This is a genomic window from Kocuria sp. CPCC 205231 (genome assembly GCF_040980965.1).
GTDB lineage: Bacteria > Actinomycetota > Actinomycetes > Actinomycetales > Micrococcaceae > Kocuria > Kocuria rosea.
This window is the reverse complement of sequence record NZ_JAVKPP010000028.1, coordinates 1-19,778: the sequence shown is the minus strand read 5'-3', so window position 1 is coordinate 19,778 and position 19,778 is coordinate 1. Positions and strand designations below refer to the sequence as shown.

Sequence of the window (19,778 nt, the reverse complement as noted above, 5' to 3'; positions counted from 1 at the left end):
TGGTGGAACCCGCTGACCTACGTCACCGACAGTGAGCGCGCCGCCGAGATGGCGAACAACTTCGCCGCTGGTTCCCGCGACGTCGGCGCCAAGGGCGATGGTCACTTCGACTCGGCCGGCAAGGACCTCCTGGCCGGGCTGCTGCTCGCGGCCGCCGTGGGCGGGGAGCCCATCGAGCGGGTGCACTACTGGCTGACCCGATCTACCGATGAGACCCCGGCGCTACTGCTCGATGAGCACGGGTGGACCAAGGAAGCCGATTCGGTGGCCAGCACGATCCAGCAACCGGAGAAGTACCGGGGCAGCGTCTACTCCACCGCCCTGCAGATGGCCGCGTGCCTGAAGAACGAGAAGATCGCCGCCTGGGTCAACCCCACTGGCCCGGACGACGATCGCCCGCAGTTCGATCCCCAGGCGTTCGTGGCCGGCAAGCACACCCTCTATGCGCTATCGAAGGAAGGGGCCGGCACCGCCGGTCCCCTGGTGACTGCCCTGACCGTGGCCACGGTGACCGCCGCCGAGGAGCACGCCGTCACCCAAGCCGGGGGCCGGCTGGGAACCCCGATGCTGTGCGTGCTCGATGAGGCCGCCAACGTCTGCCGGTGGGCGAACCTGCCCGACCTCTACAGCCACTACGGGTCCCGCGGCATCGTGGTCTCCACGTTCTTGCAGTCCTGGTCCCAGGGCGTGGACGTATGGGGGGAGTCCGGGATGCGCAAGCTGTTTTCCACCGCCAACGTCGTCACCTACGGCGGCAACGTCAAGGAGGAGGGCTACTTAAAGATGCTTGTCGAATTGATCGGCAAGTACACCTACACCTCGGTCTCCTCCTCGAGGCAGAAGGATTCCGGGTCCACGTCCCGGCAGGACGCCACCGACGACATCATGTCGGTGGCTGACCTGTCCGCCCTGCCCAAGGGGAGGGCCGTGATGTTCGGCTCCGGGGCCCGGGCCGTGCTGCTGCGCACCATTCCGATTGACCACCGCCCCTACGCGGATGCGTCCAGGGCCTCCGAAGAAGCCCACAACAACCCGACGGCGGCCACCGTCGACCAGGGCGAGGAGCCCGAGAAGCCGGCTGTTGGGGCAACGGCGGCCGCGCCTGCCGGGAACCGGTGGGCGGCGCTGGTGAAGGAGTAGACATGAACTGGGAAGAGGAAGCCGCCGAGGGCAACGAGGACGTCGAGGAACAGCCTCCTGCACAGCTGTTCTACGCAAACGTGGCGGAGTTCGTGACCGAGCAATTGGCGCCCGTGTACCGACGTCAGCTGGACCCTGCGGGCCGCTCGACCACGTTCACCTGGTGCGCCCAGTGGTGGCGACATGAAGAAGCGGTGAGCCGCCTGACGGGGTTGTGGCGGGCGTGGGAGCAGCTACGCACCGACCCGTCTACGGGATTAGCCGTGTGGTGGCGTGACTACGCCGATCCCACGATGCGTGTGCTCTTCGAGGAGAAAGGGCCCTTCCACGGTTGCACCCCTAGGACGCACAGCCCGAAGGGAGTGCCCCTGACCCTGGAGCCGCCGCCGGATGGTCTGTTCGACTGAACCTCATAGCGGAAGGGGCGCAACCTGTCACAGGTTGCGCCCCTTCTCTTGTGCTTGGAGGGCCTCAGCCCAGCTCCAGGCCCCTCTCCCGTCCCGCTGCGCGCCCGGTGTTCTTCCGCGCCTTGGGGCCGCGTTGGGTGGATCGCACGGCGTCGATCGGGGGCGTGCCCTGGTCCCGGTCCGCCGCCAGGCGTGCGCGCACGCCATCACGGCCTTCCTCGGTGCCGCCCAGGGCGTCCATGAGTCGACTGGCCAGGTTGGCGCGCCGGTCCCCGGAGTCCCACAGCTCCTCGGCCTCAGCGGCAGCATTGCGTGCATCGGTGTCGTTCTGGAGATCGCCACGGCCGGCCTCAGCGGCGTTCAGAGCGGCGGCGGCGTGGTCACGTTGGGCGTCCGCTGTCTCGCGTGCGGCGGTCTCTTGCTCCACGGACTCCGTGCGCTGACGCTCCGGAGTACGTTCCTCGAGGTAGTCCTCCACGCTCAACCCGTGGCGTTCCTTCACTTGCCCCTCGATCCGTCCTCGCGCGGCCTGGGCGACCTCGTCGTGCTGCTCCCACTGCCGGGCCAGCCCGTAGTGGCCGGCGATGTCTTCCGGCTTGGCGGTCTCCCAAAACCGGTCCTGCTCCACGGGGGCGAGCTCGGTGCGCATCACGGCGCGTTCGGCCTCGAAGCGCTCCTGAAGCTCACGCCGCCGGTGCTGCTGCTCCGTGACACGTTGGCGGAGTTGTTCGGCGCGCTGGCGGGCCATCATCTCGCCCCAGCGGCCGGCCACGGCCATCGCCGCTTGGAGGTCTCGGGAGAGCAGGTCGTTCACGCCGTCGGGTTGTGTGCTCATCTCTACAGCTCCATTCCGTGGTCCGTGCGGGGGGTGCGGTCGACATAGGGAGTGGGAACGGCCGTGGGGCCCTGGGTCTCGCGCAGCGCACCACGCTCACGCACCGGTCCGGCATGGGAGGCGGTGCGCGTCCGCGTGGGCTTCACGTCCGGCAGGGGCTCCGCCACGACCGCCAGGTGCTGCTGGAAGGCGTCCACGATCAGCTGCGTCTCGCGCAGCTCTTTGTTGGCCTGGTGCATGTCCTGGAACGCCCGGGTCATCCGCAGCATCTGCTGCATGATGAGCGCCTGCGCCATCGGGGACGGAGCCCGCGTGGCCGCCAGCAGGAAGGCCGTGGTGCCACTGGTGCGCAGCGGCGCCTGCAGCGGGGTGGTGATCTTCACCCCGGACCGGTGCGCGGACCGGGCCAGCACCCGGGCCGTGCGCCCTAACGGTCCTTGGCCGTCTTCGGTGGCGTGCGACCACGCGGCGAACACCCCAGAGGCTTCACGCGCCGCGTGCGCCCACGACTGGTGATCGTCCGGGGCGATCTTGACCAGCCGCCGGCGGACCTCTTTCAGCTCCCCGGCCAGCCGCCGGGCGGTCTCCTCGTCCAGTAACGCACCGGGGGCGTCCGGGTGGACGATGCGGCGGTGCCGCTTGGCCGCCATCCACTCCTCCGACGCCTCTTGGGCGGACTCGGGGGTGTCCGGCCAGCGGGTGCGCAGGGACGGCAGGGTGAGGTCTTGGGCGAGTTTGCCGCCACCGAACCACAGCGGCCGCATCCCCTTAGGCGGGCGCTCCGCCACCGAGTACCCGGTCACCACCGAGTCGGTGCCGGCAGCGAACCTCGGGTGCACCAGCAGCTTCGCCCGACGCATCTGCCGCACGAACTGCGCCTCCGATTCGGCGGCCACCGCGCACGCCCGCACGGTGCGCTCCAGCGTGAAGCGGGTCGGTTCCCTGGTGCTGTCCCGCCGCACCTCGCCTTGCTGCAGCCAGCGTTCGGAGTGGTTGCCGAGCTGGATGAGGTGGAAGTCCTTCTCGATCCCACGCGCAGCTTTCTGCGCACGAGAGAAGTCGTTACCCGAGTTCCATTTGGTGCCGTCCCCACGAATGGTGGAGGCCACGATGTGGATGTGGTCGTTGCCCTTGGTGGAGCGCCCATGGTGTACAGCAACCCACTGGCACGGAGCCTTGGCCCCGGCGTCGGTGAAGTCCATTTCGTCCATGAATCGCTGGGCGATGTCGGCCCATTCCTGGTCGGTGACTTCACGGTCCTGGTACGGGATCGACAGCGAGCAGTGCCAGATGTGCTTGGCGTCAGCGTCCACCCCGAAGGCGCGCCGGTTTAGATCCACCTCGCGGGCGATGGACACCGCGGCTTCCTCGTTGAGCTGCGCGTCGTCGTGCCAGGCCATGATGAGCGGCGATCCGCCCACCAGGTGTGGGTCGGTGTGCTCGTTGGAACGGCCTGGACCCACCAGGTACTTCATCAGCCCGATCGGCTTGTCGCCCTTGGTGATGTTTGGGATCACGGGATCAACTCTTCGATCTTGACCAGCACTTCCTCACCGAACCGCCGAGCCTCCCGCAACGTCTCTGCCGTCTCGGGCAGCACTTCACCGGTGCTGTTGGCGTGCCGGGCGATCTGGTTCACGTTGTTGGCGATCGTCGCCATTTGGTGTCGCATTTGAATCAGCTCGGCCAGCTGGTTTCGTCGTAACTGCACCGCCACCGGATCCGCCGATCCGAACACCGCCTCGACCATCAGCGCCGAGGGTGAGAGCCCGGTCTGCTGCTCCAGCACCATCAACGCAGCACGCTCTGACTCCGACATGGACACCCGGACGTACTGGGTCTTGCCCTCGATCCGCTTCCGCCTCGACTTCCACACCCGACGCGGATTCTCCTGCTCCACCACAGCACCTCCTCTCCTTGCCGGCCCAGCGCAGCGCCCCCACTTTCGTGGGCCCCACACGACCAGTGTGCCACCGCAAAGCCTCACGGGCCAGCGGTGGACCCCTTTATGGCACATAAAACATAGCTTTGCTCCACTGGGGCACCACGGGTGCAAAGCGCCGGCAGAGCAGGCGTGGTCTCTCAAACGAATCGTGTGCGTCCGTTAAGGTGGGGGCATGGCGAAGCTCACTGACCCCCAGCAGGCAGAAGAAGCAGCACAGCGGCTGCTCAACGATCGGATGGACTATGTCCGCCGGGCGATCACCGCACGAGGCGCTCTCGACGAGGCCCGCGAGGCCCTCAAAGAGGCCGAGAAGAACGATGCCCAGGCGTTCCAGGCCGCCGTCAACAACGGCGGATGGACCGCCGAGGAGCTACGCAAAATCGGGCTCGCTGCACCCGAAAAGGTACAGCGCGTGCAGCGGCGTAAGGCGGCTAAGAATGGTGCCAGTCCTTCGTCGGACAGTGCTCCCGAGGAGCTGGTGGAGTCGGCTGACACTGCCTCCTGACGGAGTGAATCGTGGCTGAGGCACTGGCCCCGTGCCCACATGGGCACGGCAAAAGCTCCAATCGCTCCGCGGCTTTTCCCGCACCCATGATGGACAGCGGGGACCCCCACCGACCACCCGACCACAGCCGGCAGGTCACCTCACGCCCGACCGTGGCACTTCCGTAGCCGCCAGCTGTGGACGGCTTCCCGAGCACGTGGTCACCACGCAACGACGGTGCCCGCTCCCCCAGTGGGGAGCGGGCACCGTTCATCTGAATAGACCTAGCAGAGCGAGTATTTACAGCTCCAAGCCGCCCTGCTGGGGACGCTGCTCGTCGTGCCGCCGCGCCACCTCGAGCGGACGCCCGGGGCCGTTTCCACCATGCCCGCCACTGCTGCGACCCGCGGTGGGAGCATCGGGGAAGTTGATGCGCATCCGCTTCTTCAACGCCTCCAGCTCCGGATCCAAAGTCGGTTGCGGCGTCTCTTCTCCGCGCATCGCGCGCCCGATCCGCTCGACCTCCCACCGGGCGGCCTCCAGCGCCTCCTGGTGCTTGAACGGCACGTCCAGCGCCTCCCGGGCGTCGACGGATTCCTGCCGGGCGGAGGCCAGTCGCGCTTCGCGCTTGGTGACTTCCTCAGGCAGTGCCCGTACCTGGTTCTCCAGGCGCTGGATCATCCCCACGCTCGGGTTCAGCGACGTCGCCCGGGTGACTTCCACGGCCACCCCGGGGGCGTCGTCGATGCGCAGCTCCACCGGGGACGCGCTGAGATCGGCCAGGTTCCCCGGCCGCTGCACCACCCTGACGTCGTGGCCACCAATGGCGCCGGCGACCCCGAGGTCGATCTCCCCGGCCCTCGGCGGGCGCGAGGTGGCGTGCACCCCGGCCCACTGCTGCCACGCCTGCGCAGCCTCGCTGCGCTTGTCGTAGGTGCGCCCGTCGATGGTCATCCGGAACCGTTCACCGCCGAGCTCATCGGTGGTCCGCTGCGCCGCTGCGCGGAGCACGGGGATCTCCTGCTCCAGCGCATCGGCGCGCACCTGGGCGGCGTCTTTGCGGAACACCAGCGAGGACTGGTTGCGGTGCCAGGCCCGGTTCAACCGCTCCAACCGGGCGAGCTCCTGGTCGGCTTTCGACTTCTCCAGGATCAACGGGTTGCCGCTGGAGATCGCCTTCACCTCGGCGAAGGACAGCGTGTTGTCCCCGACGTCCTCGATCTCACGCACGTCCAGCCGGCCGCGCATGATCTGGTCGATGAACTTCGACTTCCGCTCCAACGTCTGCCACATGAAGGTGTCAAAGGACCCCTTGGTCACCACCTGGGAGATCGCGACCTCCGGGTTCTGATTGCCCTGTCGGATGATCCGCCCGTGGCGCTGGGCGACATCGGCCGGGCGCCACGGGGCGTCCAGATCCACCAGGTGCACCGCCCTCGCTTGGATGTTGGTGCCCACCCCCATTTTCTGGGTGGACCCGATCAGCACCGCCACCTCCCCGGTGCGCGCGGCGGAGAACAGCCGGCCTTTCTCCGCATCGTTCTTGGCTTCGTGCATGAACCGGATCTTCTCCGCCGGCACCCCACGCTCAGCCAACTGGGCGCGCAGTTCCTCGTAGACGTTCCAGGACTCCGAGGGAGTGCCCAGGTCGCAGAACACGATCTGCAACGCACCCCGGGTCGGGTGCTCCTCCCCGGTCGAGGGATCCGTAAACACGTCCTCGCGGTGCTCCTCGTACACCCGGGCCATCAAGTCCGCGGCGGCGCTGATCTTGGTCTCCGCCACGACCGAGCCCAGCTGAGGGTCGACCAGTCGCAGGTCCAGAGCGGCTTTGCGCCCGTCGGAGCTGATCTTGAGCATGTTGTCCTCGGTCGGGGGCACCAACCGCGCCTGGATCGCCTCGGCGCGGCGGCCGATCTCTTCGATGTAGTCCTGCAGCTGTGCCGATGCCTCCACCGGGACCATGCGCGGCAGCCGTTTTCCGTCCTCCCGCACCACCAGGTCGGGGGTGGGGAGGTTGAGGTCCTCGGCGGTCTTCACGTCGGCGAAGGTATGGAACATCTTCAGCAGCTCCGGCACATTCTGGAACTTCGCGAAGCGCTCCTTCATCTTGAAGTGGTCCCCGCCGGCCACCGAGAGCTCCATCTCGGAGACCACCTGACCGAAGGTCGCCGCCCACGAGTCGAAGTCGTGGATCCCGGCCCGCTCCAACAGTTCCGGGCCCAGGTAGCGCTGCATCACGTACATCTCGGTGACCGAGTTGGCGATCGGTGTCGCCGTCGCTCCGGTGATCACCCGGTCCCCGTGCACAGAGCGCAGGTACTCCACCTTCGAGTGCAGGTCACTGGCCCGCTTGGAGCCGTCGATCGCCGCGTCCTGGATATTCGAGGCGGTGTCGAGGTTCTTGTACTCGTGCAGCTCATCGACCAGCAGGTAGTCGATGCCGGTCTGCTCGAAGGTGATCCCCGGATCCGTCGCCCGGTCGGTCTTGGCCTTGAGCTTCTCCTCCCTCGCCTGGAGGCGAGCCTCCATCCGTTTGATCGACATGGTGTCCGCCCCGGTTGCCGCGGCCCGTTCGTTGGCCGCTTGCAGCTCGGAACGCTGACGCTCGACCTCCGCCAGCTGGTAGGCCATCCGGGAGTCCGTGGAGAGCTCGATGCGCTCGAACGCGGTGCGGGTCATGATGATCCCGTCCCAGTCACTGGCCGCCGCCCTCGCCACGAACACCCGCCGCTTATCCCCGGCCAGATCCTCCGACGAGGCGGCGAGGATCTGCGCTTGGGGGTAAAGCTGCAGCCACTCCCGGGAGAACTGGTCCAGCATGTGGTTGGGCACCACGATCACCGGCTTGCGCGCCATCCCTAACCGGCGCAGCTCCATCGCACCGATGACCATCTCGGCGGTCTTGCCCGCCCCCACCTCGTGGAAGAGCCCCACGGAGGGCTCTGAGAGCATCCGCGCCACTGCGGCCCGCTGGTGGGGCCGGGGGGTGAAGTTCTTCACCAGCCCGGGGAACGTCAGGCGTTCTCCCTCGACCGTGTAGTCGCGCAGCACGATGGAGTTGAACCGCCGGTTGTACTCATCCACCAACCCGGCCGCCCTCCCCGGGTCCTCCCACACCCACTCCCCGAACCGCTCTTGCATCAGGGACGCCTTCTCCTGGGCGGCGGTGGTCTCGGTGGCGTTGACCACCCGACGGTTGCCCTCCGGATCCGACGGGTCCGGATCGGTGACCTGCACCCGGCGCTGCTCCAGCAGCTTCTTGAAGATGTCCCCGGCCGCCATCCGCTCCGTGCCCCAGTCATTGCGGGCCGCGAAAACATGGCGGCTGGCCTTCACCTCCCAGTTCGCGCCGCTGATTCGATCCACCCGCGCAGCAGAGTCCCTGATGAGGTGGCGCAGGAACTGCTCGTGAATCTCTGGGGACACCCACACGGCGCCGATGCGGGCTTCGATTTCATCGGCCCCCAACGGGGTCGGCAGCACCGCCTCCAGGGCGGTCACGTTGGGCTGGAACCGGTCATCGGCGGCCGCTGCGGCCCGGGCGGTGTCCAGTTTCTCCCGCACGTCCCCGGACAGGTACTCCGCGCGGGTCTCGTAGATCCCGTCCTCGCCGGGCACCTCGTAGACCAGTTCCCCCAAGGTCTCGCGCGCGGACTCCTCGTCGGTGCCCAGCAGGGCCGCGATGTGGGCCATCTCCACGGCCCCCAGCGTGTCCAGGGTGACGGCCAGGGCCTCATCCGGGGTGTCGACCCCGAGCACGGGTCGACGTGGCTGTACCTGCCGCTGCGACAGCAGACCGGCTGGGGCGGCGGTGCCGGTGCCCTCGTCGAAGTGCTCCAACGCTTTCACCAACGGCCCAAAGGGATCCCCGCGCAGCAACCGCACCGCCGGCGGGGCGACGCGGGCCAGGATGTCCGCCCCCGCCTCGTCGTATTTGCCGGTGCGGCGTTCGGTGAACCGGTTGATCGCCCCGTAGCGGTCGTAGTAGCTCAGGTAGGTGGTGCGCAGCTGCTCGCGCATGGCGTCGAGTTCCGGAGTGTCCTCGACGTTGGCGGCCTCCAAGGTGAGCACGGCCCGTCCTTGGTCACGCAGCCCGAGCAGGGCCCGGAGTTCGGCCTGCTGGGTGGTCGGCACCGGCAACGGTGCGTGCACACCCTCGAGGGTGACCTGAGTGAACGTCCCGTCCCCTCGCGCCGTGATGTGTCCGACCTGTTCCTGGTCGGTGGCCGGCACCAGGGCCGCCGCCTCGAGCTCCTGCTCACCCGTGCGCTCGACCATTCCGTATCCGGCCGTCAGGACCTGCTCGGTGATGTCCACCAGTTGCTCGTGCAGCCGGGCCCCGGTGGCCGCCAGGTCCTCAGACCGGACGGTGAGGGTGGCGGAGCCGTACATGCCATTGCCGATCACCGGCTCACCGAGCACCCGCTCAGGGTGGGCGAGGAAGTAGGCGTTCATCCGCCCTTGCTGACCATCCAGCTCCACCGAAGCGGTCTCCACCCAGGTCCGGTTCAGTGGCTCTTCCCCGGGCAGGCGGCGCCGGAAGATCAGCACGTCGGTCAGCGCGTCCGTGCCGGCCGCCCGACGGTGGGCGCCGGTGGGTAGGCGCACCGCACCGAGCAGGTCGGCGGTCTCGGCCATCTCCCGGCGGGCCGCGGGGTTCTGCGCATCCAGGGTGAATGCGCTGGAGATCACCCCGACCACCCCACCGGGGCGGGTCAGGGCCAGGGATTTGAGGATGAAGTGGTTGTGCATCGAGTGCCCGCCCGCGTTGTGCCGCGGGTCGTGCAGCGTGTTCCGGGAGAAGGGGACGTTGCCCACCGCGGCGTCGTAGACGCCACCGGGCATCCGGGTGTCGGCGAACGACTCGGTGCGGATGGTGGCCTGCGGGTAGATGGCCTGAGAGATCGCCGCGGTCACCGGGTCCAACTCGACCCCGGTCATCTGGGCGCCTTCAGGTGCCAGGCCGATGAAGGTGCCGGCACCGGAACCGGGCTCCAGCACCCGCCCACCCTCGAACCCCAGTCCGGTCAGGGCGCCCCAGACCTCGGTGGCGATCGCCGGGTCGGTGTAGTGGGCGTTGATCACCGTGCGCCGTGCGGCGGCGTACTCGGCCTCATCCAGCAGCTCGCGCAGCTCGGCCCGTTCGGCTTCGTACTCGGTGCGGGACTCGTCGAAGACCTCCGCAACCCCACTGGCACCCCAGGACCCCCAGCGGGCTAGCGTGGTGCGCTCAGCCTCGGTGGCGGCCCGCTCCTCGGCCTGCAGCGCCCGCAGCACGCGCAGCGCTGCCAGATTGGCCCGGAACCTCGCCTGCGCCCCAGACGGGGCCAATTCGTCCTGGGTACGGGGGACGAAGCGCCCCGGCACTGCAGGCTCAGCAGCGTCAGGCGTTACGCCTGTTCCGCGTCCAACCGGTTCACCTCTTCCCAGTACTCCCGGTCCTCGCGGTTCGACTCCTGGATCGCCTGAAGCATCCGCGCCACCCCGGACTCCTCCTCGTCCTCCTCCTCCGGCTCCTCCTGCACCGACGGATCCGGGGTCAGCATCTCGGCGCGCACGATCTCCTCGGCCTGCATCTTCGCCGCGTTCAACCGCCCCCACTTCTCCAGGAAGCTCTCCCCTTTCCTGTCCGGGCCGGCCAGCGCCGTCGTCAGATCCTCCACCCTGATCGAGGCCTCCTCCCCCAGCTGCTCGAACCACTGATCCGGGTCCGGGATCAGGGCGTACTCCGCCGGCGCGGTCGTCCTCCACGCTTCCTGCGCGAACTTGCCGTACGTGTTCATCACGAACCTCCTCGGGTTCCGGGAAGAGAAAGGCATCAATGCTCAACTGCCCCTCGACTTGTGTCCTCTTGCGGGCTCGGGCCATGGGGGATCTCCTGAGTGCGATCGGGAATCTCCCTCACACGCTACCCAGCAACCCTTATGCCATCTTCGAGAACACGCACCAGCTAACCCTTCCTATGTTGATATGTCAACATAGCGGTTGAGGTGTTAGCCACTCCCCACTCCCTCAAGAGAACGCCTACGGCCTTATGAGGAATATGCAGCAGTCACTCGCGCGGAGGCGATGGGTACAGAAGCCGCCATCGCCGGATCGACCCCACCCGTTGGCCGTTGTGCCAGATCGGCTTTTCGTAGTCCTCCAGCCGTTCAGCCTCCACCAGCGCGGCGCGCACCTGCGGCCACCATGCGCTCAGCGCGTTCGACGGCGCATGATCCCACGGGGCGGACTCGGTGCCCTCCCACGGGAGGCCATCGAACAAGGACCCTGAACGCGACACGGGAGGCGGGAGCCTGGCACCCGGCGGTAGCGAGAGTTTCTCGGCGGTAAGCAACGGGGTGGACGTTGACGCAGGCGCGGGCGAGGCCGCGGGCAGAGGAGGCACATCAAGTTTGGAGGTGGTTGAAACGCGGTCGGACTCGGAGGATGTTCGCGTCGACAAGATGCGGCCGGCTTCGCGGTCCTGCCTTCGCCACTCTTCGCGTCGCCATCGTTCCTCCCTGCTCCATCGCTTCTCCCGCTTCTGTTCCTCCAGGGCCAGACGCTGTTTCTGCAGCTGGACCATTCGCTCCTGCCGGGCCCGTCGCTTCTTCTGGGCCTCCTGCGCCTGACGTTGCGCCTCGGCTCGCTGAGCGGCTTCCCGTGCCCGGCGCGCTTCGGCCGCACGCCGCTGAAGCTCGTGCCACTCCAGGGTGGCCGCATCCTGTGTTCGGCGCGACTCAAGGGTGGGGTGAGTGAGAAAGGCAGTCTCCGCTCCCTCTCCATGCACCGGGCCGATGCGCCACTGACTCAGCGGTGCGGTGACTGGGGCCCGGTGCCGGTGAGTTATGGGGTCCGGGGATGCGTCGCCCAGGATCAGGTCGTAGCCGGTGGGGGTGAGGGCCATCTGGAGCACTCCGGGCATGAAGGGCTGGGCATAGGAGGCAATCCACTGCACCGCATCGGCACCCTCCAGGTACCGGGCATGACGGGCCTCGGTGCGCTCTCGGGTCTGCGGGCTGATCTGAACCTCGATACCGAGTGATATTCCGGCCAAGTCCCCGCCCTGAATCAGGACATCGGAGCGAGTAGCGTTCTCATGGCGGTACTCCAGAGACGCCTCGTAACCCAGGGACCCGAGGTGCGAAGCCAAAAGTTGCTGGACCCTGATGTGATCCTGGTTGCGCTCAAAGTCAGGATCCTCACACGACGCACCGGCCGGTCGTTTCCGCAGGTGGCGGAAATGGGGGACGTTAACCTTACCTGCGGCCACAATCAGTTCCCCGCCGCACCCGCCGAGGGCACGGGGGCAGTAGAACCCACCAACCCCTACGGCGCGGCGATCGTAACGGCGCTTGAACTCCAATGCACCCTCACGCTCCACGGGCAGGGCGATGAGCCCGGTAGCGGCAGAATCACCGACCACGGCATAGCGGTTCTCTCGGGTCCGGCTCATGAGCGCCTGGCCCAGCTCATGGGAGTCACTTCGAATCAGCCGACGTGGAACATCTGTTCCTTCGACCCTCCTTGTTCCGTCCAGCGGACGGTGATGACAGGATCCCCGGATCCCATTGCCAGTTCCATGGGGAAGCGCCGCGACTGGCCCACATGGATGACCGTCGGCCGATCGGGACCGGCGATGAAGACTCCCTCTTCGGCGGGTTCAACAGTGAGATCCATGGCGTCGACGCCGCCCCGGTTGTGCAACTCCACCCATCGCTTGGTCTGGTAGCGGGTCCGCCCTCGTGAATCGGTCTTCGGAAGACGCTCCTCTCCCGGCTGGGCGAGCAAGTCCACGCCGGCTTGCTGCGCTTCCGTCGCAGGAGCGGTGGCCTCCAAGGCCTGAAGGTCGTGCTCGATGGCCTGCCAGACGTGGGCGCTGAGTTCCTCGGCGCTGAAGAACGTCCCGTACAGGCCACGGGAGTCCAGTTCCGTCTTGAACTCTTGCAACAACTGGAGCTGCAATGCATCCACGTCGTAGGGGTGCGGCGCCGTGGAGAAATAGAGGTGGACGGGCTTGCCGGCTCGTTGAGCTTCTTCGATCTCCTCTGCTGTTCCGGAGGCCGCCGACGGGGTCGCACTCCCCAGCTTGCTCCCGAACAGGGCGAACACGATGTCGGCCTTCGCCACGAGCTGCTGATTAATAAGCGCCTGAGGGTGATCCCCCAGCATGGGAACAGCCGTGGTCTCCCACCGCAACGGCACCAAGGCCACATTGCGGGTCGCTGTGTTCGCCTCGTTCCACCGCGTCAGAGCGTTATGGACGGCGTCTCGGGCTTCGGGCACATCGGCTGGGGAAGCGATCATGACGTGAAAGACGGTTGCAAGGTGCGACATGCCTGAACGTTAGCGATGGCAACCGACAAGCTAGGGATGCGCTGCCGCAGAGAAGGCCCGCAAGGGGTCCGACCAGGGCCGACATGACTCGCCACACCTAGTAGAAGGTAACGATCTCTCCCGTGTGGTCTTCGGTTAGGTACTTCATCCCAACCTGGTACCGCTTCGGAGCTCCGGTTTGGTCGGGAAAATCGACCTGAACGGTGAACATCATCGCATCTAACGCTGGGATTAGAACCCCTTCACGGAAGCCTTCTACGAATCGAAGCCTGTAAATCAACCCGTTAGCGAACTTGTCCTTGATCGCTGCAGCGAGTGCATCACGGTCGAGACCAGCGAGGCCAGCATCATGAAGAGGGGGAGCGTGATCCCTCCCAAGGTACTCGATACGTGACTCGTTGATGATGACGTTCATACTTGTCACTGGTTGACGCTCGCCACCGAGAACGCTCAACGCTATCGCCGTATCGTTGTCCGCCCATTCAGGGACGCCGTTGTCGAGTCGATGTCCCAGGAGCGGCCCGTAAAGCTCCTCGTCCACGCCCAGGACCCTAAATCCGTACTCCTCCAGCGGGTAACCGACCTGATTCGCCGTGCCCCCGTCGTCTATGTCTGTGATCACAGTGTCGCGAAGGCGCAAGCCGATCTGGGGAAGGAACATTCCGCTCTTGAGTGGGGTCCAGGTTGAACAGTCCACGTACCCCAGGTAAGCAGCGCTGGCCGACTTCATCGCGGCATCGATAGAACGAAGTTGCCCGCGGGAGAGGTTCGTCAAATACACCACGTAGTACAGTTCGCGGGCCCCTCGGGGGAAGTCTTTTGCGCCGACGAGATGCCGCTCGAGCTCACGCCACACAAACTCGTTCGGCAGCTGGAGGATGTTTCCGTGCCGAATCACGGTCTTGTCTGGGCCATGGTCGCGGAGCGCAGGCAACCATACCCTCGACAGAGCATCGCCGTACATGTCGCTTCCGACGCGGGTCGAGTCGAACATGAACGCGACCTCATGCCGGCTCCGCTGCGGAACGAGAGCGTTCTGCAGCTCGGCGTAGTCGATCCCGCCTGCTTCCAACCGGGTCACCACCTGGTGGTGCATCACCCGGATCATCTTCTGCAGATGCTCGGGCCGTAGCTCCAGATGATCCGCCAGGCTGGACAGGCCCGTATGGGTGTACGCGTTGATCGAGTGGATCGTGAACGGCTGCGCCAGCAACTGGTCAACGGTCGACGGGGCAGAACACATACCTCATCCTTCCACGATTCGATCTCTTTGATCAGCCCGGGGATTCCCGCCATTCCACGACGCTTGGCTAAGCGGAAGAATGGGCGCATGACCCCGAGCGATCTCGCCCCCATCGAGACCATCGCCCTCGATATCGCCCGGGCTGACATGCACTACGTGGCCACCTCGTTGCTCGGCCTTTCTTCGACCGCTGCGGCTGAGATCGCCCTCCTGCAGTACGGGGCCATGGCCGCCTACGAGGCTCAGCTGCATTTCGAGAAAGCGCTCGGCTGGCGCCTGTCTGCGGAGTGGGATGCGGACACGGCGAGGGCCGCCCGAATGAGTGGCAAGTTCTTCGCTGATACCAAGCGCAATCTGGAGGGTGTAGTCACTCACTTTGAAGAGCTTCTCCAGGCGAACCACGGCGCATTTTTCCCACCCAACCGACGAGGCAGACTCTTCGATTTTCTCCGCGATGACCTGTCCGTTGTAACCCTGGATGGTAGTCCGTATACAAGCCTCGTCAGCGCCCATTATTTGGCAGGCCTCAGGCCGGAACAGGTCGGAGACTTGGCAACTGTCAGCCCCGCCGTCGGACAACTGAGCGTCGGCATCGGGAACGTAGCAGGCATTCTCCTGCAAAACTCCGCTATCGCCCCCCATCGGCACGGACCCATCCCACCCTTCAGATGGTTCGATGGAAAGAGCAGGGTCGCTTTGCCTCGACTGTTCGGAGGCGAACTTGATCCTCCTCTCGCGGCAGCCCTCCTAACTGTGCAGAGCACCTCTTCTTCCGCACTACAGAGTGTGTCCCGATCACTGTGCTCGTGGTGCGAGGCCGCTGCTCGCAAGCACCGATTCATAGCCCTTTTCCAGTCGTTGACAGCCCTCGAGATAATGCGACGAGACGGATTTCGAAGCGCTCGGTCCACCGATATTATGACGTTTCTGGACGACCCTGAGTCAGTGTGGATCCTGGGACAATCAAGGCTTCGGAACGGACTGGTTCATCTCGGGCTTCAGGACATCGCTTCACACCTTGGGCCAGGGAGCTCAATCGACGATGCCATACGGGCGTACACCGGGCTGGAGCCAGATGCAGTCGCAGCCCGAACCCTGAACCACCTCACCCGATTCGTGAGCCTCCTAACGGCTTGGATGCTGTCTCCAACCGCTGACGGCAGCCTGTTCCTCGCCGCTCTGCGTCCTGCCCCTGTCGGGTGATCGCGGGTCGTATCCGGGAACGAACCGGATCCGCCTTCGCCGGAACATTCAGTCCGCGCTGAATACTTCTAGGGGGCAGCTCGGTGTGCAGGACAGCGACTGGGGCGGAGAGTGCGTCGTGAGGAACCTAAGCGAGCGGCGTGGCGGGCGCCCGGGGAGTCCGCCACGCTGGATCATAGGGGCATTATGATTTCCAAGGTCGTTATCCAGGGATACCGAAAATTTCGTTGTTTCTCCATCGAGCCCGATTCCTCGATGAACATCATCGTCGGCGACAATGAGACCGGTAAGTCGACCTTGCTGGAAGCAATCACCCTGGCTCTCAGCGGGCGGGTCGACGGCCGGTGGGCGAACGAGGAGCTCAATCCGTACTGGTTCAACGCCGAGGATGTGCGCGACTACCTCACTGCGTACGCGAAGAACCCACAGACGCCCGCACCGTCGATCAACATCGAGCTCTACCTCCACTCCAAGGACCCCGACATTCAGCGGCTGCGCGGGATTCACAATTCTCTGCGGATCGACTGTCCTGGCACCAAGCTCGAGGTCGCCCGCAACCCTGACTATGACGAGGAGTTCGCTGCCTACATGGCGGACCCTAACCGACCAGACGTTCTGCCGACTGAGTACTTCGAGGCAGTGTGGAAGGACTTCAATGACCTGCCACTGCGCCGCCGTCCGACAGCTCTGGGACTATCGGTGATCGACTCACGCACGATCCGGTCAAAGGCGGGAGTCGATTACCACACGCGGGAGATCCTCAGTTCGTTCCTTGAACCGAAGGAGCGGGCGACGATCTCGGTGGCCCACCGCAAGTCACGCCACGAGCTGACAACTTCGGCACTCCACAGCCTCAACGAAAAGGTGCGAGAGGGATCCGAGGCACTTCACGACGCTCCGCTCGGCCTGACGATGGACCAGTCCGCTCGCGCTTCGTGGGAGGCCGGTGTCGTGCCTCAGGTGGACGACGTTCCGTTCGCCATGGCCGGGCAGGGCCAGCAGGCATCGATCAAGGTGGCACTGGCGATGAAACGGCGGGCCGAGTCTGCCCGCACGGTGCTGATCGAGGAACCCGAAACTCACCTTGCCTATAGCCGCCTCCAGAAGTTGCTCGACCGGGTCGAGACCCTCGCGGGCGAGAGCCAGCAACTGTTCGTGACAACCCATAGCTCCTTCGTTCTCAACCGCCTCGGCCTCAACAAGCTGATCTGCCTGCACGGTGATACCCCCACCCGCATCACTGACCTAGACGACGAGACCGTTTCTTACTTCAAGCACCTTTCGGGCTACGACACCCTGCGTCTCGTTCTGGCCACCCAGCTCGTTCTCGTTGAGGGGCCGTCCGACGAGATGATCTTCAAGCGAAGCTACTTCGACAGATTTCAGAAGTCCCCTGAGTCCGACGGCATTGACGTCATCTCGATGAACGGGATCACCTTCAAGCGGGCACTTGAGCTGTGTGCTCGCCTCGACCGCGATGTCGTCGCTCTCCAGGACAACGACGGCACCCCAGTTGCCGAGATCCTCGAGGAGCTCGGCGAGTACATGTCGGCGAGCCGGCAGATGTTCGTCGGAGACCCTGTACTCGGTAAAACGCTTGAACCACAGCTGATTCAGGCCAACGGCGTCGATAAGATGCGGTCGATATTGTGCCTGCGCGAGCATGACAACCCCGACACGTGGATGCCCAACCATAAGACCGAAGGCGCTCTGCGGATCCTGGAGTCGAAGGAGGCCGTGGTCATGCCCGCCTACATCCAGCAGGCGGTTGAGCACTTCGCATGAACCGTGTCATCTTGGCGGTAGCCGGCGGACGCAAGACCCAGTCAATTGTCGACGACTGCAAGTCGTGCCCTGAAGGCCGCCGCATCCTTGTGCTCGGATACACCACAGCAAGCCAGGACGAGCTCACCACTCGGATTCGATCGGCTGGCGTCCACGGCCGTCGCGTAGAAGTGATGGGGTGGTTCGCCTTCCTCCTGCAGCACATGATCCGCCCATACCTTCCCCTCCTTTACGAGGGACACCGGTTGACTGGTCTCAACTTCGATGGTGATCCTGGCCGCTACGCGACAGGTGCAGAACGGTTTCTCGACGACGACAACCGCGCGTACAAGCTCCATCTCGCCAAGCTCGCGCACGACGTCATGATTGCGAGCAAGGCCGGCGCGATCGATCGTCTGGAGCACATTTACGACGAGGTCTACATCGACGAGGTGCAAGACCTCGGCGGATGGGACCTGGAGGTCGTCGAAGCCTTACTGCGGTCTAGGCTGACGGTCACGATGGTCGGCGACATGCGACAGGCGTTGCTCTCTACCAATATCCGAGATCCGAAGAACGCAAAGTATCGCAAGGAGAAGATCTTCGCGTGGTTTCAGGTGATGGAGAAGAAGAAGCTCTTGGAGATCACGCAGAAACCAACTACCTACCGTTCAAATCAAGTCATTGCGACATTGTCAGATGCCATTTTTGACCCAGCTCTCGGCTACGCACGGACGGTATCGGCGTCAACAGACTTGCATGCGCACACTGGCCTCTTCACCGTCCGAAAAGCCGACGCCATCGAGTACGCCCAGAGACACGGGGCCTTGTGCCTCCGTTACAGCAAGGCGGTAGCCAAGCACCTGGACCTCCCCTTTCTTACCTTCGGCGTAGCAAAGGGCCGCACCGTTGATCATGTGCTGATCTTCCCGACCGCGAAAGCGCTTGAGTTTCTCAAGGGTGGCGCCCGGCTTGAGGGCCTTGCCGCCTGCGCCCTCTACATCGGTGTCACCCGTGCGAAGCACAGCGTCGCCTTCATTACCGACGCACAACTTCCCAACTTCACCGTTTGGACGAGGCAGCCATCAACTTCGCCGAGCTTGAAGCCGCTGCTCATATTTCCGTCCCGGTCCTTGACGGCCGAGCCGCCCTGCGGATTCAAAAACTCTGAGACGCTCTTCCCCAGCCCGAACCCAACCTGAACTGCGGCACGGTCCGCCGGTAACCGGCCATATGTAAAGCGGAAACGACTCCACCCGCGCTTTGCGCACATCGTGAGGTTCCGGGTAACGGCGTCCTTGCATCCTGAGGTGCCCTTGACGTGGGCCGATTCTGCCGTAGCACCGCAGACGCCGGGTCGCGCATGGCGCGAAGAAAGCCTGCGCCCAGTGGGCTCATTCGTCTTCTGACCTCGGCATTCGTTGGCCGCGATTGCGTTGCGCGCAATCTGTGTGCGGGGCCGCAATCGGTTTCCGGAGCCTCAGGACGGTCTTCTGGGCCAGGATGGCGCCGACGTGCGGTTCGCTTCCATCGGCGGACACGCCCCCGCTCCTGAGGTGTTCCTTGCCAAGACCATGAACGGACGCGCTTCTCTGCAGTCGGCGAAGGCCTTCTCGTCGGCGGCAGCATGGGTCCGACGCAATGTTGTGACGAGTCTCGTGGATCTCACTTGAAGTGCCCACAGCCCCGATGACCTGCGTTTACCGAAAAACCGGATAACACGCTTTCCCATCAAGGACATGGCGTCCGCCTCTGACTTCGATGACCGATGCGTGTTGAGGACGCCGTTTCTGCGGGTCCTCCAGCAAGGTGGGATGCCCGAGGTGGGCGCCCCGGATTCACGCCTTGTGGGCCGCAAGACACTGCGTCGCCGTATGACAACGCACCGAAGTGGGCAAGCCGTATGCTCAAGAGCATTGCCCGTTCACTTAAGCGCATTCTGGGTCTCAGTACCTCGTTCTGTCGCTCCGTTCTTGCCGTCGCTGCCCGCGGCATCCTGGGGGAAACACCGTCATGCCCCGCGACTCCTCTCGCCGCCCCGCCCGCCCCGCTCTGCGGCACCGCGCGTCCTCCCCGGTGACCGCGCTCACCGCGTTCTCGGCGCTGGTGGCCGTCAGCGTGGCGGTCAGCTCCGGGATCAGCCCGGACCCGGGGCAGGGCCGGGGCTCGGCCTTCGGCGCCCCGGCGGCCTCCGCGGAGCGGACGGAGCAGCGGGACAGCGGGTGGAGCCTGCTCGCGGCCGGGCAGGAGCGGACCGCTCCGCCGGCCGGGCCGCTGCGGGACGAGCGCACGACCTCGCCCGTGCGGGACGGCGGCGCGGGCCAGGGCTCCTGGCGGGCCGGGGCGGGCCGCGGTGACGGCGGCCGCGAGTCGGCCTCGACCGTGCGCCCGGGCCGGCAGGCGCCGAAGCTGTACCAGGGCGAGCTGCCCGTCAA

Annotated in this window: 15 protein-coding genes; 7 read left to right on the top strand and 8 right to left on the bottom strand. The window is 65.5% G+C overall.

All coding sequences use genetic code 11. The features are described 5' to 3' along the window. Both RF640_RS18035 and RF640_RS18030 read left to right on the top strand, forming a co-directional pair. On the top strand, nt 1–1,140 hold a 1,140-nt coding region (locus tag RF640_RS18035; protein WP_368828566.1), incomplete at its 5' end, for a type IV secretory system conjugative DNA transfer family protein. A gap of 2 nt (nt 1,141–1,142) precedes the next feature. Next, nucleotides 1,143–1,547 (top strand): DUF4913 domain-containing protein, encoded by a 405-nt coding sequence (locus RF640_RS18030; protein WP_368828565.1) that lies wholly within the window; start codon nt 1,143–1,145, stop codon nt 1,545–1,547. Nucleotides 1,548–1,611: 64 nt separating this feature from the next. Here RF640_RS18030 and RF640_RS18025 read toward each other — a convergent pair whose 3' ends face one another. The 3 genes from RF640_RS18025 to mobC are packed head-to-tail and all read right to left on the bottom strand — an operon-like array spanning nt 1,612 to nt 4,285. Next, entirely contained in the window at nt 1,612–2,382 is a 771-nt protein-coding gene (locus RF640_RS18025) for a hypothetical protein (protein WP_368828564.1), read from the bottom strand. A gap of 2 nt (nt 2,383–2,384) precedes the next feature. Then, nucleotides 2,385–3,899: a relaxase gene (locus RF640_RS18020; RefSeq protein WP_368828563.1), complete on the bottom strand. Its 1,515-nt coding sequence runs from the start codon at nt 3,897–3,899 to the stop codon at nt 2,385–2,387. Next, the gene (gene mobC / locus RF640_RS18015; RefSeq protein WP_368828562.1) at nt 3,896–4,285 is read right to left on the bottom strand and encodes a plasmid mobilization relaxosome protein MobC; all 390 of its coding nucleotides are present in this window, start codon (nt 4,283–4,285) and stop codon (nt 3,896–3,898) included. Before mobC ends, RF640_RS18020 begins: the two co-directional genes overlap by 4 nt. A 214-nt stretch (nt 4,286–4,499) precedes the next feature. Here mobC and RF640_RS18010 point away from each other — a divergent pair, with 214 nt between their 5' ends. After that, nucleotides 4,500–4,832 (top strand): hypothetical protein, encoded by a 333-nt coding sequence (locus RF640_RS18010; RefSeq protein ID WP_368828561.1) that lies wholly within the window; start codon nt 4,500–4,502, stop codon nt 4,830–4,832. A 279-nt stretch (nt 4,833–5,111) separates the two neighbouring features. Here the strand turns inward: RF640_RS18010 and RF640_RS18005 are convergent, their stop codons facing one another. The 5 genes from RF640_RS18005 to RF640_RS17985 all read right to left on the bottom strand — a co-directional run bounded on the left by RF640_RS18005 (nt 5,112) and on the right by RF640_RS17985 (nt 14,346). Then, nucleotides 5,112–10,145, bottom strand: a complete 5,034-nt coding sequence (locus RF640_RS18005; RefSeq protein ID WP_368828560.1) for a helicase-related protein — start codon at nt 10,143–10,145, stop codon at nt 5,112–5,114. 59 nt (nt 10,146–10,204) lie between these two features. Continuing rightward, complete coding sequence (locus tag RF640_RS18000) at nt 10,205–10,597, bottom strand: TnpV protein (RefSeq protein WP_368828559.1); 393 nt, start codon at nt 10,595–10,597, stop codon at nt 10,205–10,207. A 269-nt stretch (nt 10,598–10,866) separates the two neighbouring features. Next, nucleotides 10,867–12,252 (bottom strand): hypothetical protein, encoded by a 1,386-nt coding sequence (locus RF640_RS17995; protein WP_368828558.1) that lies wholly within the window; start codon nt 12,250–12,252, stop codon nt 10,867–10,869. A 35-nt stretch (nt 12,253–12,287) separates the two neighbouring features. Beyond that, a complete protein-coding gene (locus tag RF640_RS17990; protein ID WP_368828557.1) occupies nt 12,288–13,133 on the bottom strand; it encodes a DUF4062 domain-containing protein in 846 nt (281 codons plus the stop codon). 97 nt (nt 13,134–13,230) lie between these two features. Continuing rightward, nucleotides 13,231–14,346, bottom strand: a complete 1,116-nt coding sequence (locus tag RF640_RS17985; RefSeq protein ID WP_368828556.1) for a hypothetical protein — start codon at nt 14,344–14,346, stop codon at nt 13,231–13,233. 117 nt (nt 14,347–14,463) lie between these two features. Between RF640_RS17985 and RF640_RS17980 the strand changes: the two genes are divergently transcribed. The 4 genes from RF640_RS17980 to RF640_RS17965 form a co-directional block, all read left to right on the top strand. Beyond that, on the top strand, nt 14,464–15,579 hold the full coding sequence (locus RF640_RS17980) for a hypothetical protein (protein WP_368828555.1): 1,116 nt from the start codon (nt 14,464–14,466) through the stop codon (nt 15,577–15,579). Between the two features lie 186 nt (nt 15,580–15,765). Continuing rightward, nucleotides 15,766–17,364: an ATP-dependent endonuclease gene (locus tag RF640_RS17975; RefSeq protein ID WP_368828554.1), complete on the top strand. Its 1,599-nt coding sequence runs from the start codon at nt 15,766–15,768 to the stop codon at nt 17,362–17,364. Next, nucleotides 17,361–18,545, top strand: a complete 1,185-nt coding sequence (locus RF640_RS17970; RefSeq protein ID WP_368828553.1) for a hypothetical protein — start codon at nt 17,361–17,363, stop codon at nt 18,543–18,545. The genes RF640_RS17975 and RF640_RS17970 overlap by 4 nt, the downstream gene beginning before the upstream one ends. Before the next feature lie 811 nt (nt 18,546–19,356). Further along, nucleotides 19,357–19,778 (top strand): hypothetical protein (locus RF640_RS17965; protein WP_368828552.1); only part of this gene is annotated, 422 nt, incomplete at its 3' end.

Coding starts and splice junctions, on each gene's coding strand:
- RF640_RS17990 (WP_368828557.1), bottom strand. CDS start 13,133: ATGTCGCACCTTGCAACCGTCTTTCACGTCATGATCGCTTCCCCAGCC.
- RF640_RS17970 (WP_368828553.1), top strand. CDS start 17,361: ATGAACCGTGTCATCTTGGCGGTAGCCGGCGGACGCAAGACCCAGTCA.
- RF640_RS18025 (WP_368828564.1), bottom strand. CDS start 2,382: ATGAGCACACAACCCGACGGCGTGAACGACCTGCTCTCCCGAGACCTC.
- RF640_RS18010 (WP_368828561.1), top strand. CDS start 4,500: ATGGCGAAGCTCACTGACCCCCAGCAGGCAGAAGAAGCAGCACAGCGG.
- RF640_RS17980 (WP_368828555.1), top strand. CDS start 14,464: ATGACCCCGAGCGATCTCGCCCCCATCGAGACCATCGCCCTCGATATC.
- RF640_RS17975 (WP_368828554.1), top strand. CDS start 15,766: ATGATTTCCAAGGTCGTTATCCAGGGATACCGAAAATTTCGTTGTTTC.
- RF640_RS17995 (WP_368828558.1), bottom strand. CDS start 12,252: ATGAGCCGGACCCGAGAGAACCGCTATGCCGTGGTCGGTGATTCTGCC.
- RF640_RS18030 (WP_368828565.1), top strand. CDS start 1,143: ATGAACTGGGAAGAGGAAGCCGCCGAGGGCAACGAGGACGTCGAGGAA.
- RF640_RS18000 (WP_368828559.1), bottom strand. CDS start 10,597: ATGAACACGTACGGCAAGTTCGCGCAGGAAGCGTGGAGGACGACCGCG.